Source organism: Nocardia sp. CWNU-33 (assembly GCF_046764895.1).
Lineage (GTDB): Bacteria > Actinomycetota > Actinomycetes > Mycobacteriales > Mycobacteriaceae > Nocardia.
On the sequence record NZ_JBKOQN010000017.1, the window covers coordinates 82,083 to 96,685 of the forward strand.

General features: G+C 65.8%; 17 protein-coding genes. 5 read left to right on the forward strand and 12 right to left on the reverse strand.

The features are described 5' to 3' along the window. Positions 1-24: 24 nt before the first annotated feature. The 3 genes from ACLMAL_RS22855 to ACLMAL_RS22865 form a co-directional block, all read right to left on the reverse strand. On the reverse strand, positions 25-702 hold the full coding sequence (locus ACLMAL_RS22855; RefSeq protein WP_412000935.1) for a respiratory nitrate reductase subunit gamma: 678 nt from the start codon (positions 700-702) through the stop codon (positions 25-27). A 304-nt stretch (positions 703-1,006) separates the two neighbouring features. Next, positions 1,007-1,609 (reverse strand): phosphoribosylanthranilate isomerase, encoded by a 603-nt coding sequence (locus ACLMAL_RS22860; protein ID WP_412000936.1) that lies wholly within the window; start codon positions 1,607-1,609, stop codon positions 1,007-1,009. After that, positions 1,606-2,226: a TetR/AcrR family transcriptional regulator gene (locus ACLMAL_RS22865; RefSeq protein WP_412000937.1), complete on the reverse strand. Its 621-nt coding sequence runs from the start codon at positions 2,224-2,226 to the stop codon at positions 1,606-1,608. Before ACLMAL_RS22865 ends, ACLMAL_RS22860 begins: the two co-directional genes overlap by 4 nt. Before the next feature lie 49 nt (positions 2,227-2,275). Between ACLMAL_RS22865 and ACLMAL_RS22870 the strand changes: the two genes are divergently transcribed. Further along, positions 2,276-2,677 (forward strand): nitroreductase/quinone reductase family protein, encoded by a 402-nt coding sequence (locus ACLMAL_RS22870; RefSeq protein WP_412000938.1) that lies wholly within the window; start codon positions 2,276-2,278, stop codon positions 2,675-2,677. 41 nt (positions 2,678-2,718) lie between these two features. Here ACLMAL_RS22870 and ACLMAL_RS22875 read toward each other — a convergent pair whose 3' ends face one another. Then, a complete protein-coding gene (locus tag ACLMAL_RS22875; protein ID WP_412000939.1) occupies positions 2,719-3,213 on the reverse strand; it encodes a MarR family winged helix-turn-helix transcriptional regulator in 495 nt (164 codons plus the stop codon). A 121-nt stretch (positions 3,214-3,334) separates the two neighbouring features. Between ACLMAL_RS22875 and ACLMAL_RS22880 the strand changes: the two genes are divergently transcribed. Beyond that, positions 3,335-3,976: an NAD(P)-dependent oxidoreductase gene (locus ACLMAL_RS22880; RefSeq protein ID WP_412000940.1), complete on the forward strand. Its 642-nt coding sequence runs from the start codon at positions 3,335-3,337 to the stop codon at positions 3,974-3,976. Between the two features lie 12 nt (positions 3,977-3,988). Here the strand turns inward: ACLMAL_RS22880 and ACLMAL_RS22885 are convergent, their stop codons facing one another. The 3 genes from ACLMAL_RS22885 to ACLMAL_RS22895 are packed head-to-tail and all read right to left on the reverse strand — an operon-like array spanning position 3,989 to position 7,183. Beyond that, positions 3,989-4,879 (reverse strand): amidohydrolase family protein, encoded by an 891-nt coding sequence (locus ACLMAL_RS22885; RefSeq protein ID WP_412000941.1) that lies wholly within the window; start codon positions 4,877-4,879, stop codon positions 3,989-3,991. Beyond that, positions 4,879-5,931, reverse strand: a complete 1,053-nt coding sequence (locus tag ACLMAL_RS22890; RefSeq protein ID WP_412000942.1) for a nucleoside hydrolase — start codon at positions 5,929-5,931, stop codon at positions 4,879-4,881. Before ACLMAL_RS22890 ends, ACLMAL_RS22885 begins: the two co-directional genes overlap by 1 nt. Positions 5,932-5,974: 43 nt before the next feature. Further along, positions 5,975-7,183: an FAD-dependent monooxygenase gene (locus ACLMAL_RS22895; protein ID WP_412000943.1), complete on the reverse strand. Its 1,209-nt coding sequence runs from the start codon at positions 7,181-7,183 to the stop codon at positions 5,975-5,977. Between the two features lie 102 nt (positions 7,184-7,285). On the opposite strand from ACLMAL_RS22895, the gene ACLMAL_RS22900 reads away from it, so the two are divergent. Beyond that, the gene (locus ACLMAL_RS22900) at positions 7,286-7,864 is read left to right on the forward strand and encodes a TetR/AcrR family transcriptional regulator (RefSeq protein ID WP_412000944.1); all 579 of its coding nucleotides are present in this window, start codon (positions 7,286-7,288) and stop codon (positions 7,862-7,864) included. Positions 7,865-8,028: 164 nt separating this feature from the next. On the opposite strand, the gene ACLMAL_RS22905 is transcribed toward ACLMAL_RS22900, so the two are convergent. Continuing rightward, complete coding sequence (locus ACLMAL_RS22905; protein WP_412000945.1) at positions 8,029-9,375, reverse strand: CoA transferase; 1,347 nt, start codon at positions 9,373-9,375, stop codon at positions 8,029-8,031. A 390-nt stretch (positions 9,376-9,765) separates the two neighbouring features. Here ACLMAL_RS22905 and ACLMAL_RS22910 point away from each other — a divergent pair, with 390 nt between their 5' ends. Continuing rightward, positions 9,766-11,046: an ATP-binding protein gene (locus ACLMAL_RS22910; RefSeq protein WP_412000997.1), complete on the forward strand. Its 1,281-nt coding sequence runs from the start codon at positions 9,766-9,768 to the stop codon at positions 11,044-11,046. An 18-nt stretch (positions 11,047-11,064) separates the two neighbouring features. Here ACLMAL_RS22910 and ACLMAL_RS22915 read toward each other — a convergent pair whose 3' ends face one another. After that, positions 11,065-11,883 (reverse strand): RNA polymerase sigma factor SigF, encoded by an 819-nt coding sequence (locus tag ACLMAL_RS22915; RefSeq protein ID WP_412000946.1) that lies wholly within the window; start codon positions 11,881-11,883, stop codon positions 11,065-11,067. Further along, complete coding sequence (locus ACLMAL_RS22920) at positions 11,873-12,304, reverse strand: ATP-binding protein (RefSeq protein ID WP_412000947.1); 432 nt, start codon at positions 12,302-12,304, stop codon at positions 11,873-11,875. Before ACLMAL_RS22920 ends, ACLMAL_RS22915 begins: the two co-directional genes overlap by 11 nt. 154 nt (positions 12,305-12,458) lie before the next feature. Between ACLMAL_RS22920 and ACLMAL_RS22925 the strand changes: the two genes are divergently transcribed. Next, positions 12,459-13,232 (forward strand): thioesterase II family protein, encoded by a 774-nt coding sequence (locus tag ACLMAL_RS22925; protein WP_412000948.1) that lies wholly within the window; start codon positions 12,459-12,461, stop codon positions 13,230-13,232. A 49-nt stretch (positions 13,233-13,281) separates the two neighbouring features. Here ACLMAL_RS22925 and ACLMAL_RS22930 read toward each other — a convergent pair whose 3' ends face one another. Together ACLMAL_RS22930 and ACLMAL_RS22935 are read right to left on the reverse strand one after the other, a co-directional pair. Then, positions 13,282-13,665, reverse strand: a complete 384-nt coding sequence (locus tag ACLMAL_RS22930; protein WP_328402600.1) for a DUF2784 domain-containing protein — start codon at positions 13,663-13,665, stop codon at positions 13,282-13,284. Between the two features lie 93 nt (positions 13,666-13,758). After that, entirely contained in the window at positions 13,759-14,538 is a 780-nt protein-coding gene (locus tag ACLMAL_RS22935) for an O-methyltransferase (protein ID WP_412000949.1), read from the reverse strand. Positions 14,539-14,603: the final 65 nt, after the last annotated feature.

Sequence of the window (14,603 nt, forward strand, 5' to 3'; positions counted from 1 at the left end):
ATCCGTGCCGGCCGATGCGGGTGCTCAATGGTCCGGTGCTGTTCGTGTCCCGAAAGGTGGCCGGAACTGGTGCCTGCTGCGCAGGGACAACCGAATGACCGGGCCCGCGAAGATCCCGGCGAGGCGGGTGTAAGGCCACATCGCGATGAGCAGCAACAGGATAAGGCCGCGAGCCTGATAGATCAGCGGCGCGTGCTGCATCGCCTCGGGGTTCGGATGGAGCGTGAACAGCGAGCGGAACCAGGCGAACAGCGATTCGGCGGTCCGGTATCCGTTGTCGGAGGAGTTCGGGTCGAATCTGATCATCACGCCGGACAATAGGCCCGCGACCAAGACCGGCACTGTCATGCGGTCCACCCAGGTGATCGCGGGCCGAGCGGGGCTGGCGATCAGATCGGGAACGAACAGCAACACCGCGCCCGTCGCCGCCAGCACGCCCGCAATCATTTCGACGACGAGGATGGCGACATAAATGGTGCCTTCGGGGCGGCTGTGTGCTCCGGCGGAGATCATGTCGGTAATGCGTGCCGCAACCACGATGCCGAAACCGAGGGGAAACACGATCGATCCGAGGCGTTGTGCGCGGTCCATGTCCTGGTTCGCGAGGTAGGAGCGGAATCGGTCGCGTCGGTATCGCCATAGGTGGCCTACGGCGAAAGAGAGAAAGGCGCTGTAAGGCAACATGATCCACAGCAGCGACATCACCGTCGAGTTCGCCCACTTCCGCTTTCGTGCTGACGGGCAATCACTTTCGCAGACCGGTGGACGGCGAACAAGAGGCCAGAGACTCTTTCGGCAGCCGCATCGGCGAGTCGCGCACCTAACCGTAGCCGAATACCATGTGGCGGTTGGCTGTTGGGCGCGTGATATCGAAGTCGTAAGCATCCGCGCCGTGCAGAGCGGTGACTCTGCCGATGGCCCGATAAGACATGACCACGCAGATCGGTGAAGTAGACGTGCACCCTCGCCGGCAGTGCAGCCCACTGCTGGGCAGGCCTGAGCCTGGCTACCCGCGCGCCGCTGTGAGGAAGGCGCGGATCAGGTCCGGGGATTTCACGCCCCGCTCGCTTTCCACCCCGCTCGACACGTCGACACCCCACGCTCCGGTCGCTTCGGCGGCATGACGGACGTTGCCGGGGTGCAAGCCGCCTGCCAGGAGCCACCGGCCGGTCGGCACTGTGAACTCCGGTGAGGCCCAGTTCCACGGCCGACCCGAGCCCGGATCCGGTGCGTCGAGGAGCAGGAGGTCTTCGCCGAGCTCACCGCATCGGACGGGCACCTGGGTGGCGGCGGTGGCGCGGATGAGGGTGCGGCCGGGCGCGCGCAGCGCCGCGTAGTACTCCGGGCCCTCGTCGCCGTGAAATTGGACGGCGCGGATTCCGCTGTCTCGGGTCGCCTGCACGACCTCGTCGACGGACTGGCCGCGGAAGACCCCGACGGTCAGCACCTGCGCGGGCACGCGCTGCGCGAGTCGGCGGGCGGTCGCTGCGTCGACCTGGCGTGGACTCGCCGCGAAAACGAAGCCGATCGCGTCGGCCCCGGCCGCCACCGCGGTGTCCACATCCTGTTCGGTGCGCAGGCCGCAGATCTTGACGAAAAGATCGCTCATGCCTCTGAGTGAACCAAACCCCGCTCTGCACGCAGCTGGGTGGTCAGCGCGGTGGCGAGTTCGCTCGCCGCCGCGGCGTGTAGCGCGGTCGGCTGGAACAGGATTCGGTACCAGAGCACACCGAAAGCTTGTTCTACGACCGGCTCGACAGCGGCGTGCGGGGGGATGTCACCGCGGGACTTGCTGCGTTCGATCACCTCGGCGAGGACGGCGCGGCGGCGGGCCAGGAACTCGTGCAGCGACTGTTCGATATCTGAATCATCCTGGGCGGCAATGACTGCCGCGATCAAAGCCTGGCGGTTGCGCTCGATCCCGGCCGTGGCGAAGGTCTCGCGCAGGAAGAGATCGAGATCGCTGCCGAGGGTGCCGGTATCCGGCATCGGCACCGCCTGCTGGGCCGAATGGACCAGCGCGTCGAGCAACACCGCGTCCTTGGAGGACCACCAGCGATAGATGGTCTGCCTGCCGACCCCGGCGTGCGCGGCGATGCGGTTGATGGTGACGCCCGAACTCCCGTGCTCGGACAACAGTTCGGCGGCCGCGGTGAGGATCGCCTCGCGTGCCGCTTCATTGCGGCGCGATCCGGTGTGCGTGCGGGTGCTTGTCGTTTCGGGCATGCAAATATTCTAGCTTGACGAGACTGTCAGTCTCGACAATGCTCGAATCATGACTTCCCAGACTTCGAATTCGTGGCGTCTTCGGCTCGATCACGCCTTCCACCGTCGCCTCGCCAACCCGATCACCACCCGGATGCGGGACCAGATCCTGCTGGAGACAACCGGACGCAAGTCTGGTGCGCCACGCCGTACGCCGGTGGGCGGGAAGAAGGTGGGCGCGACCTTCTGGATGGTCTCCAATCATGGCGACCAATCCGACTATGTCCGTAACATCAAGGCGAAACCCGCTGTGCGCGTGCGCATCAAGAACCATTGGCACGACGGCATCGCACACCTGATGCCCGAGGATGACGCCGTTGCTCGACTTGCCACGCTGCCGCGCATGAACAGCACGATGGTCCGCGCCTTCGGCACCAACCTGCTGACGATTCGGATCGACTTGGCCGACTGAGCAATCCGGCCACCACCGTGAACCCGGTGGCGCGTGCCGAATCAGGCGGTATCGCCGAAGGTTTCGAGCAGTGTGTGCAGCGTTTCGGCGAGCGCATCGCGTTGGGCGTCGGACAGCGGCGTCAGTAGTCGTTTTTCGGTCGCCAGGTGGTCGGGGAGCGCGGCGTCGATGAGTTCGCGCCCGGCCTCGGTGAGTGTCACCAGGATGCCACGGCCGTCGTGCTCGTTGCGGGCGCGGCTCACCAGGCCGCGTTCCTCTAGGCGGTCCAGGCGTTGGGTGATGGCGCCGGAGGTCACCATGGCGGAGCGCATGAGCTCGGTGGGGGTCAGGCAGTGTGGGGGATCGTTGCGGCGCAGCGTGGCGAGCACATCGAACGATGCGGCGTCGAGTCCGTGTGCGGCAAAGGTTTTGCGCAGTTCGGCGCCGGCCAATTGGGAAATCCTGCTGAGCCGTCCGAAGACTGCCATCGGGGAGACGTCCAGGTCAGGGCGTTGTGCTTGCCACTGCATGAGCACATGTTCGACATGATCGGCCACCTCTTCAGCCTAGCGAATACCTCAGCGGTGAGTTATCTCATAGAGATTTTGCTTATCGCTAAGCTATATTTCTTAGGGCTAAGTAATCCCGGCGGGCAATGGCCCGGAGGAGGCAGACATCATGCGCATCACAGTGTTCGGCGCGGCGGGTGACGTGGGTAGCCGGGTGGTGGCCGAGGCGCTCGCGCGAGGTCATGAGGTTGTCGCGGTGGTTCGTGACCCTGCGCGCGCGGCAGCGGTGCCTTCCGGAGCGGAGCTCCGCACCGGCGATGCCTCGAATCCGGCCGACGTCGAGATGCTCGGTGCCGCAGCGGATGTGATTATCACCGCGACGCGACCGGCGTCGGGTCGTGAACACGAACTGCCCGCGCTCACCACAGTGCTGTTGGCCGGTTCGGCGCGGACTGGCGTTCGATTGCTGGTCGTCGGGGGCGCATCCACCCTGACCGTGCCGGGCGCCGATGGTGCGATGCTGCACGAGATCCCCGATTTCCCGGCCGAGCTGCAGCCGATCGCGCAGGCGTGCGCCGATCAGCTGGCGATCTGCCGCGCCGACGCCGACGCGGACTGGACCTACGTGAGCCCGCCCGCCGAACTGGTGCCGGGGCAGCGAACCGGCGCCTACCGGCTCGGCGCCGACGAACTGCTCGCAGGCGCGGAGGGGATCTCGACGATCTCCATGGAGGATTTCGCGGTCGCGCTACTCGATGAGGCCGAGCGTCCGGCGCACTCCAGGACCAGGTTCACCGTCGCATCTGCCTGACGACTTCGACGGTCATTCGATCCCGAAGAGCAGGCCCGCGTTTCGATAGCAGACCTGCTGCAGCCAGGTGTCGCCGAGTTCGAGCCGCTCCAGCGCATAGATCGAATGACCGTAAGGGTAGGGGATATTCGGGAAGTCACTGCCGAAGAGGATGCGGTCACCGAAGTCGTGCAGCCTGCCGCGTTCGGTGGTGGGGAAGGGTGAATCGGCCTCGCTGAAATCGGTCCACACCATGGTGGTGTCGAGGCGGATGCCAGCGTAATCCTGTGCCAGATCAAGGAATTCGGAATACTCTGGTGTGCCCATGTGGGCGATGATCAGCTGCAGCCGCGGGAAACGTTGCAGCAGTGTGGCTATGGGTTCGGGTCCGGTGTATCCCCCGGGCGCGGGCCCGGAACCGCAATGGATCAGGACCGGGATCTGTGCGTCCTCGATCAGCCCCCAAACCGGATTGAGCAAGGGATCGGCGGGATGAAAGTCGCCGACCTGGATGTGCACCTTGAATACCCGGACGCCGCGCTCGATGGCCGCCTCGACGTAGCTCGCGGCGTGGTGTTCGGGGTAGAAGGTCGCGGTGTGCAAGCAGTCCGGGGTCCGTTCGGCGAAGTCGGCGGTCCATTCATTGAGCCACGCCGCCATATCCGGTTTGTGTGGGTACACCAGCGAGGTAAAGGCGCGAACACCGAAGCCGCGCAACGTTTTGAGTCGGACCTGCTCGTCGTCGCGGTAGGCGATCGGCCATGGTTTGCCGGTCAACGGACCCGCGGAATCGAAGTATGCCCACACCTTGCGCATCACCTGCTCCGGCATGAAATGTGTGTGCACGTCGATGATTCCGGGCAGGTACAGCCGGGTGCAGAAATCGGCGAGATAGGAATTGTCGTCGTTGCTGTCGCCGATCATCACGCATCCTCAGGTGTCGTTGGCGGGTAAACGGCTCGGGCAAAGTCGCCGATCCTGGTGATCATTCGTTCGAAGAATGCCGCGGGATCGGTGCCGATCACGATGTCGGCGTTGGGTTCCCGGCCCCACATCCCGGCCCAATCGGCCACCGTGGTTGCCCGGGTGAGCGTTCCGATCAATTCGACATCGACCGTTGCCGGACGGGTGGCGGCGAGCACGGGGTCGAGGGCGATCGCCGCCGCGAACGGGTCGTGCATATGTGCCAGGTACCCCTGGTCATAGGTGCGGTGGAAGTCGAAGTAGAAGCGCACCGCGTCGGTCAGGTGGCGGACGATGGGGTTGCTCGTGCCGGAGCGAGCCTCGGGCGAATCGGTGTCCGACACTTGCTCGACCGGCAGGCTGCCCGCGCGTTCGGCCAGCAGCGCAAGGTGGACGGGATACATCTCGATGGTCTCGGTGACATCGAGCGCGCACACGATCGGTCGGCGGTCGGGCGGCGCGGCCGAGAAGGCATCGAAGACCTCCTTGGCCGCCTCCGGGTCGACGTGCACGTTCCATTCGTTGGTCGGCGTCGTGTTGCCGGGGTGGTTGAACGCGCCGCCCATGATGACCAGTCGTTGCAGCAGTCGGGGCAACTCGGGCTCGCCGCGGAGGGCCAGCGCGAGATTGGTCAGCGGTCCGGTGCACAGGCCGACGATCTGCCCGGGGCGCTCGCGTACCAGCTCGACCCACATCTGGGCGGCCGACCGGTGCGAAAGCGAACGTGCGGATTCCGGCAGTTCCGCGTAGCCGACCCCATGCGGCCCGTGCGTGTCCTCGGTGGTGCGCAGTGGGATGGCCAGGGGCTCAGCAGCGCCGAGCGCGACTTCGATGTCGGGCGCTCGGCACACATCCAGCCACGCGAGATTGTTCGCCGCCACCCGCGGTGCGGGCACATTGCCTGCGGTAGCGGCGATGCCGACGATGTCGGCCTCCGGGGAAGCCAGCAAATAGAGCAGCGCGAGGGAATCATCGATCCCGGTATCGACGTCCATGATGATCTGCTGCCGCACACTGCGAGCGTAGCGAGCGGCGTCGCACCGTCCGGGTCGAGGCTCAGTATGTGGGCAGCTCGTAGTCGTCGGTGTCGGTCATCATCTTCATCATCACCGGTCGGAACAGTCGTGAGGTCATCAGCTTCATGCTGGCGCGGACCATCCGGGTGCCAAGGCGCGAGTTGGGCAGCATGATCTTGATGCCGCCGCCGGGCAGGTCCTTGGCCTTGGCGAGAAACGGCGTGACGATGTTCTCGTATCGGGCCAGCGCGCCGGTGAGATCGTCTGGGGTGGCGGCGATTTCGCCGGCGAGCACGTAGGCGCCGACGATGGCCATCGCGGTGCCCATGCCGGTCATCGGGGAGCCGCAGAAGCCGGCGTCACCGAGTAGCGTGACCCGTCCTGCCGCCAGGGTCGGCATATCGACGCGAGCCAGCTCGTCGAAATAGAAGTCCGGCGTTGTTGCCATCGCGGCGAGCACCGCCGGGGCCTCCCAGCCTGCCTCGGCGAGCATGCCCCGGATGAGCTGCTGCTGCGCGCCGACATCGCGACGCAGTGCCGGATCGGCGTCGGTGCGCAGGGTGATGATCGCCTTCGAGGTGGTGGGCTCAGCGTCGGGACGGATCGCGACCGCGGCGCGGGGGACCGTGTGCATCTTGAACCAGCCGGGCTCGGAACCGGCGGGCGTCGGCATGGTGAAGAAGGACATGTAGCCGCCGAGGTATGTCGCGAACTGTTCTTCCGGACCGAATGCCAGCCCACGTGTTGCCGAGTGCACACCGTCCGCGCCGATGACTAGATCGAAGCGTTCGGTGGCGCCCGACCCGAAGGTGACCTCGACGCCCGTGTCGTTCTGCTCCAGGCCCTCGATCCACTCCGCGTAGCGGTAGTCGAGTTCGCCTCCCGCAGTGGCGAGTTCGGTGAGCAGCACCTGGTTCAGATCGCCGCGAGTGATCTCGATTTCGGCGACCGGGCCTTTGCCGTCGAACATTTCGGCGGGCATCCTGGCGTATTCCTGGCCGTTCCTGTCGACATAGGCCATGCCGCGCTCATCGAGCTGGTATTTGCGGATGCCCGGCATCAATCCCATTCGCTCGGCCACCTCGCGGCTGGGTCCGCGAAGGTCGACGGCCTGGCCGCCGGGTCGCGGCTCGGGGGCCCGCTCCACAATGGTGGTGCGGATGCCCGCGCGCAGCAATTGCAGTGCCACCGCGTTGCCTGCGATTCCGCCACCGCTGACGAGGACGTGGAGTGTGCGGGTGGTGCTCATAATCCCGATCCCTTCTAAGGACATTTGTGTCAGACGAATGTCTAACACATCTTTGGCACGGCTGTCTAGTACGTGTGTCTTAGACGTTGTATGGTGAGAGGCATGGGAAATCGAGAAGATCTACTGGCGGGAGCACGTAAGGCCATCTTGGAACGCGGTGTTGCGAAGACCACCGCGCGGGATATCGCTTCGGCGGCGGGGGTGAGTCTGGCCGCGATCGGCTACCACTTCGGCTCCAAGGAGCGGCTGATCACCGAGGCGCTGACGGAGGCGCTCGGCAGTGACATCGGCGACAGCATGGAGGCGCTGATCGGCGCCACGAGCGGCAAACCGCTGCTAGAGGCGTTCGCTCAGATGTGGGACGGCATGGCGGAGGTGTTCGAGAACAATCGTGAGGGGATGCTGGCCAGTCTGGAGAACCTGTTGCGCGTCACGCGCTCACCAGAGTCGCAGGAATTCATGACCGACAGCCTCACCGGTGCTTACGCCGACATCACGCGTGCGCTCCAGGAGGCACATCCCGAACTGGATCAGGACGTCGCTCGGGCGATCGCGGAGCTGTATTTCGTTCTCACCCAGGGGTTAGGTGTGCTGTGGATGATCACCCGTGGCAAGAATCTGCCCGACGGCGCTCGGCTCACCGAAGCCATTGCGGTGCTAGCCCAGGATCTGCGCACCTGACCGGTCAGTCCTGTTCGAGTGTACGGGCGGAATGTGACGCAGCCGAACCATCGCGATCACCGAAATCGCCAGTGCGGCAATAGCGGCGATGGCCGCTGTGACATGTACGCCGTGCAGGAACGCTTCGCGCGCCGCCAGCAGGACCGAAGCGCCGCCGGGCTCGGTCAGCGCGTGCGCACGGGCCACGCGGCCGCCCCCGCACCGTAGGCGGGAGCAGGCCAGGCGTAATCGGGATACTCGGGCAGCGCGGGCGCGGCGGTGACCACATTTCCGTGCATCACGGTTGCGGCGGGGTTGGGCGCGGCGGCTGGTGGATGGCTCGGCATGCGGTCCGGTGCGTCGAGCAGCCAGGAACCGGTACGCGCGAGGGCAACTCGGACATCGCGGCCGATACCGTCGGAGGCTCGTGCGACGAGCGCGTCGATGACGCCGGCGGCGAGCAGGTAGCCGGAGGCGTGGTCGAGGGCCTGCGCAGGCAGTGCGCCGGGGACTGCCGCAGCGCCCTCGATGATCGAAATACCCACTGCGGCTTGCACAATGCTGTCGAAACCGCGGCGGTTGCCCCAAGGACCGGATTCGCCCCACGCACTGACCCGGCCGTGCACCAGTCCGGGGCGCGCGGCCGCACGGAGCCCCGCCTGTTCGAGTGTGCCGGGCCGGTATCCGGTGATCAGCACGTCGGCAGAGGCCAGCAGGTCATCGAGCACAGCGAGCTTGCCGCGCACGTCGAGCAGGGTGGAGTGTTTGCCCTGGCAGGTGTCGGCGAACTGCCACGGGATCTCGGGCAGCAGCGGCGGATCGACACGCAGCACCTCGGCGCCGAGCAGCGCCAGCGTGCGGGTCGCCACGGGTCCGGCGATCACGCGGGTCAGATCGAGCACACGGACGCCGCGCAGTGGCTGCAAAGGCGTTGCGCCGATGGGCAATCCGGACTCGCCACGGTCGTCGCGCAAGTCGATCGCGACCAATGGTCCGGCCGCGGCGGCCTGTCCCTGCGGGCTCTCGGCCCATTCCTGTTCTGTGCGGACCCGCACGGCGATCGCGCCCACCTCGGCGGCCCGCTCCTCGATATCGGAGGCGCGGCTCATCGCCATCTGCGCGACGGCCAGATCGATCGGGACGTCGGTGGGCAGACCCAGTGCGGCGAGCAGCCCGACGTGGTGGTGCGAGTAGTTGGCGTGGGTGCGGACCCAGCCGTCGAAAGTGGGGAAGAAGCCGGACAGCTCCGCGAACATCGTCGGCGGCTGTCCATCGATGCGCAACAAGCGTTCGCTGGAGAATGCAGCGGTGATGCGGTCCGGGTCCAGCCGATACGCCACCGGGTGCAGGCCATGCGCGACCCTGATGCGGTTCGCCGCGGTGTTCAGCGCCGCGACCGATCCGGCGGCCAGCGCCCAGACCGGCAGGGTGGCGGCGAGATATCTGCCGGGAACAAAGGGCGGCGCAATGCTGGAGCCGGGGACACCGATGCCGGATTCGTAGTCGTGCAGCAGCCGTTCGTGCGCGTTCACCGGATCGAACACTCTAGCTGCAGCGGCTTTACGACTCACGAGTGCCCATACTGTCACAGCACACGGTTGTGGTCTCGTTGGCCCCCAACGACTTCGCGTGCCTGGATGATGATCTCAGGGGCGCTGCCATGATCACCTCGCGGATTCAGAATACGGTACTCGACTGTCCGGAATCTGCGCGCAAAACGCAGCAGCTTTGTGGCGGAATCGGCGATGACGTGCCACACGCATGGCCTCTACACCACAACGAGGACACCTGTTGTTGGGGTGGCATCCAACTGCCACTGGCGTCCGGCCGCAACGCAGCGGCGGAGGGGGTCCTTGTCGGGGTGTCGTCGATGGGTGTTCACTGGAAACAAGTGGGGCACCCGGACCCGAGTCGAGGTGTGCATGCCGGTGTGGCGATTGCGCGACTTTCGCGATGACGACCTGGATCAGGCGATCCAGATCTGGGATCAGAGTCGAAATCCCGGGTCGGCCGAACCCGTCTTCGCCGTTGCGGAGGTGATGGCGGCGGCGCGGAAGGGGCTGTCGGCGGTGGTTGCCGAGGTCGGTACCGAGATGGTCGGGATGGCGGTTGCCGAGGTACAGGGCGAGCGTGCCTGGGTGCTGTTGGTTGCGCTGGGGTCGCGCTGGAGGGAACGCGGTATCGGCAGCGCTTTGCTCGCCGAACTCGAGCGGCGACTGCGGACCGCCGGTGTCCGGCGGATCTGCGCCCTGCTCCCCGCGGGGGCGACGGGCGCTGTCGCCTTCGAAAACTCCGGATACCTGCGCCGCGACGGTTTGGTCTACTACGAGATGCGCGAGCGCCTCGGTCCTGAGCAGAGCAGCCTGCTCACCGAGTTGGGTGGGCGACTGCTGCCCCCGGGGCTGTGGCAGTCGATGGCAGGCATGGACCGGGAGAAGGACGTCATTGAACGCCGGATCGTGCTGCCGCTTGCGAATAGGGACATCGCCGAACGTCATGGTGTGCAGACGCCCAAGAGCGTGATTTTGTTCGGGCCACCCGGCACCGGCAAGACGAGTTTCGCGAAAGCAGTGGCCTCGCGCCTGGGCTGGCCGTTCGTCGAGCTGTTCCCCTCGAGGTTGGCCGCGGCCGCGTCGGGCGGCTTGGCGGCCTCACTGCGAGAAACGTTCGACGAGATCGCGGAACTCGACGAACTTTTGCTCTTCATCGACGAAGTCGAGGAGATCGCCGTTGCCCGCTCGGGTGCGGCAACCAGCGCCGCGCACGGTGTCACCAATGAGCTGCTCAAGTTGATTCCGGCCTTCCGGGAGAAGGACAGTCGCCTGCTGGTGTGCGCGACGAACTCCGTGCGTTCGTTGGACTCGGCCCTCCTGCGGCCGGGTCGTTTCGACTACGTGATCCCGATCGGTCCGCCGGATGTGCCTGCCCGCAATGCAATTTGGCTTCGGTATCTCGGGCCTGCCAGCAATCGCATCGACCTCGACCGATTAGTCAGCGCGAGTGCACTTTTCACTCCCGCCGATATCGAGTTCGCGGCACGCAAGAGCGCCCAGACTGCATTCGAACGTGAGATGCTCAGTGGTAGTGGTGAACCCGCGAGCACCGCGGACTACCTTGCGGCCATCGCCGACACTCGTCCGACACTGACGCCGGACATCCTCACCGCGTTCGAGCAGGACAACGAGAACTATACCCGGCTCTGAGGGCAGCGCGGTGCTCGGTCAGTCACGTAATGCCTGCTCGCGCAACGTGTTGAGGGTTTTGGACAGGATGCGGGAGACGTTCATCTGGGAGCAGCCCAGCTGTTCGGCGATCTGGGCCTGGGACATGGACTTGAAGAAACGCATGATCAATACCTGACGCTGCTGCTCGGGCAGCGCGGCAATGAGCGGTTCGACCGCCAAATAGTCCTCGACCGTGCGATAGCTCGGTTCGTCGGCGCCGTAGGTGTCCAGTACCGAGGTCGTAGGGCTGTCATCGCCGCCGCTGGGCGAGGGGTCGAGGGGTGCGGTCTGGTAGGCGTTGCGTGCGATGAGCGCCTGGGTGACCTCGGTCAGGTCGGCGCCGATTTCCTCGGCGATCTCCCTTGCCCTCGGTATGCGGCCGAGTCGCTGCGCCAGCTCCTCGGTGGCCGGGCCGATCGCCTGTTGAATTTCCTTGAGCCGCCGGGGAACTCGTAAGGCCCAGGTGTGATCGCGAAAGTGTCGTCGTACTTCGCCCATGATGGTCGGCACGGCGAAGGACAGGAACGACGCACCGAAGGCGGGGTCGAACCTGTCGATGGTTTGCACCAGGCCGACTCTGGCGATCTGCAGCAAGTCGTCGAAATTCTCGCCACGGCCGCTGAATTTGCGCGCGATGTTCTCGGCGAGCGGCAGGCAACGCTCGATTACCCGCTGGCGCAACACCTCTCGGTGTGGATCGTCTGCGTGAACAGCGGCGAGTTCGGTGATCAGTGGTTCGATGTTGTCATAGGGATCTGTGCCTGGGCGAGCTCGCTGCGGTCGCGGCGCCGGTGACGAGACCTGCTCATCGACCATCGGAGCCGCCCCGCACCCAGTGGAAATCGACAATCGTCGGATAGCCGCCGGTGGCGGCGTCGAGCGGGGCCTGTACGGCGTGCACGGTGTCGGTGAGTGTACGCACAATATGCCATCCGAAACTACCCTGGCCCGGTACAGTATTCGACGCGGCGACGGAGGAGACCCGCACGAGCATCGCGGACTCGCGATAGGTGAACCGGCAATCGATGGTCGTGTCCGCAACGGCGTCGAGAATCAGCTCCGTGGCGATCTCGTCGAGTGCCAGCCGAATGTCGGTGACCTCATCGAGCCCGAAATCCGCGATAAGAGCGACGGTTTCGGCGAGGGCCCGCAGCATCACCAGTTGCTCGAGCAGTGCAGGCACCCGAATCTCGATGGTGGTCGATCCACTGTCCTGCTCTGTCGTCCACTCCGTCATGCCTACCGCCTCGTCGATACGAACAGCTCACCGGAGCGGCAAGAATAACCCGCCACACCCGACCAGGGGCGGCCACATCGGCCCACACCGCGGCGCGAACTTGCTACAAAGGAATGTCCGCTCACGAGCTGTTCCGACCGAGAAGGAGATCGACGTGCGCCGAACCATCGCGGCCACGGACTGGTTGCGAGTGCTGCGGGCCGACGCCGCGGCGCGACACCAACTGGTCTGCATGCCGCCGGGCGGCGGGTCCGTTACCGCGTACCGGACGTTGGCCGCGAAGCTCGGCCCCGGTATTGCCGTTGCCGCCGTGCAGTATCCGGGTCGGCAGGATCGGCTCGGCGAACCCCTGATCTCGGATATGGAGACGCTGACGAGTCGGATCGCCGAGGAGATCTTGCGTCAAGGGCCGGTCGAGCGATTGGCGCTGTTCGGCCACAGTATGGGAGCGACGGTGGCATTCGAAACGGCTCGCCTGCTCGAGCGCGCAGGCCAGCCGGTGACCACGCTGTTCGTCTCCGGTCGTCCCGCGCCGACTTACCTGGAACCGGGGCGTCTGCACCTCGCGTCGGACGACGAGCTGATCGGTGATCTGGAGCGGTTGGCGACCGACCCGGCATCGGTGCGGATACTGCGCGACGACCCCGGTCTCGCCGAGCTGGTGTTGCCTGCTGTCCGCAGCGACTATCAGGCGGTGGAGACCTACGTCTACTGCGCGGATGAGCCACTCGCCGGGGATATCGCCGCGCTGGTGAGCACCGAGGATCCCACGGTGGTCCCGGCGCAGGCCGACGAATGGCGCGATCACACCGCGGGAAGGTTCGAGCGTGCGGTGTTCGCGGGTGGGCATTTCTATGTGGACGAGAAGGTCGCCGAGGTGGCCGACCTGATCACAGCGAGCTTGGCACGCCACCACCCGGTGGCGTGAAACCCTTCGGGACGAGTCCATTCCGGGTGTCGGGCCGATGCGATCATGGCTATCCGGAAGTTCGTACGCGGCTGCCCGCCCGCTGCCGCGACAACCACGCGAATCCGGACCACGACACCGCGACACACACCGCAACCAGCACCCGCACCAACCCGAGCGCGCTCTCCGGGTAGATCACTCCGGTCAGGTAGTGGTCGATGAACCCACTCGACGGGAGCCCGGCCACACCGGCCCGGTGGCGCGCCCAATTCTCCAGATAGGTCAGCGGACAATCGACTCCGAACAGGACGGTGCCGAAGCCCCATCCGAATGCGATCAAGTGCAGCCAGATGGTGCGCGGCCAGCGCCACGCGAGAAATCCGCCGACCACCACGTAGGCCACGAACGCGAAGTGCACGGCGGCGGTAACGTCGGCCAGCAGCCGATACAGCACGTTTTCAGCGTAGTCGTTCAGGCGGTGCGGTGCAGGCGCGCAGCGGCAGCGCACAGTTCGCCTGCCGGCACGGCACCTGCCCGGTGACGGCGTTCAGCCCAGATATTCGGACTCGAGCACCAGGTCGGTTAGCAGCGACTGGTATTCGACGTGAGTCTTGTGTTCGATGGTGCGCCAGGAGGTGCCCTCCTGCTCACGCAGGTAGCGCCGATAACACGGTGCGCCGGGCACTTTGACGTTATCGGCCACCACGATCGTCCCCGGATGCAGCCAATTCGCTGCGATGATCGTTTTCAGGTCCGGCAGATATGCGGTCTTCCAATGATCGATGAACACGAAATCCAGTGCGCTGACGGCGAATCCGTACTCGTCGAGCAGCCGCTGCACCGTTGTGCCGCCGTCGCCGATCTTGCCGACCACCACGCTGACCCGATCCGTCAATCCGGCGTGTTCGATGACAGCGCGGGCGATCTCGGCATTGGCGGGGCTGGCCTCCACTGACACCAGCCGCGCGTCCGCGGGTATCAGCCGCCCCGCGCGCACCGCGCTGTAGCCGCAGTAGGTGCCCAGTTCGAGCAGCAGTGTCGGGGCGGCCCGCCGGACCGCCGCATCCAAAAGCAGCCCTTTTTCGTCTCCGATATTCATCGGCATGCTGCGATTGCGGGCGAAATCATCGATGGTGGCGAGCACGCTCTCCGGATCACCCGCCGTCGCGTTGGTGAGCACGTAGTCGCGTAGCGCGGCCTCGCGACCGTCGCCGACCTGCCCCGTGCGCAGCAGACTCAACCCGCCCAGCACGAAGCGGATGTTCGACCAGCGCAGCAGTGGCAACCGGTCGCGCACCAGCGCGCCGAGCCCGCCGTGATTCGCCATGGTGCCCTTTGGGGTTGTCGGATCGGTCTCGATGCGATTCTGCCCGCGTCGGAGGTCACGCGGCG

Excerpts from the sequence above, each read along its gene's own strand:
- ACLMAL_RS22855 (WP_412000935.1), bottom strand. The coding sequence starts at position 702 with ATGTCGCTGCTGTGGATCATGTTGCCTTACAGCGCCTTTCTCTCTTTC.
- ACLMAL_RS22860 (WP_412000936.1), bottom strand. The coding sequence starts at position 1,609 with ATGAGCGATCTTTTCGTCAAGATCTGCGGCCTGCGCACCGAACAGGAT.
- ACLMAL_RS22865 (WP_412000937.1), bottom strand. The coding sequence starts at position 2,226 with ATGCCCGAAACGACAAGCACCCGCACGCACACCGGATCGCGCCGCAAT.
- ACLMAL_RS22870 (WP_412000938.1), top strand. The coding sequence starts at position 2,276 with ATGACTTCCCAGACTTCGAATTCGTGGCGTCTTCGGCTCGATCACGCC.
- ACLMAL_RS22880 (WP_412000940.1), top strand. The coding sequence starts at position 3,335 with ATGCGCATCACAGTGTTCGGCGCGGCGGGTGACGTGGGTAGCCGGGTG.
- ACLMAL_RS22885 (WP_412000941.1), bottom strand. The coding sequence starts at position 4,879 with ATGATCGGCGACAGCAACGACGACAATTCCTATCTCGCCGATTTCTGC.
- ACLMAL_RS22895 (WP_412000943.1), bottom strand. The coding sequence starts at position 7,183 with ATGAGCACCACCCGCACACTCCACGTCCTCGTCAGCGGTGGCGGAATC.
- ACLMAL_RS22900 (WP_412000944.1), top strand. The coding sequence starts at position 7,286 with ATGGGAAATCGAGAAGATCTACTGGCGGGAGCACGTAAGGCCATCTTG.
- ACLMAL_RS22910 (WP_412000997.1), top strand. The coding sequence starts at position 9,766 with ATGCCGGTGTGGCGATTGCGCGACTTTCGCGATGACGACCTGGATCAG.
- ACLMAL_RS22915 (WP_412000946.1), bottom strand. The coding sequence starts at position 11,883 with ATGGTCGATGAGCAGGTCTCGTCACCGGCGCCGCGACCGCAGCGAGCT.
- ACLMAL_RS22920 (WP_412000947.1), bottom strand. The coding sequence starts at position 12,304 with ATGACGGAGTGGACGACAGAGCAGGACAGTGGATCGACCACCATCGAG.
- ACLMAL_RS22935 (WP_412000949.1), bottom strand. The coding sequence starts at position 14,538 with ATGGCGAATCACGGCGGGCTCGGCGCGCTGGTGCGCGACCGGTTGCCA.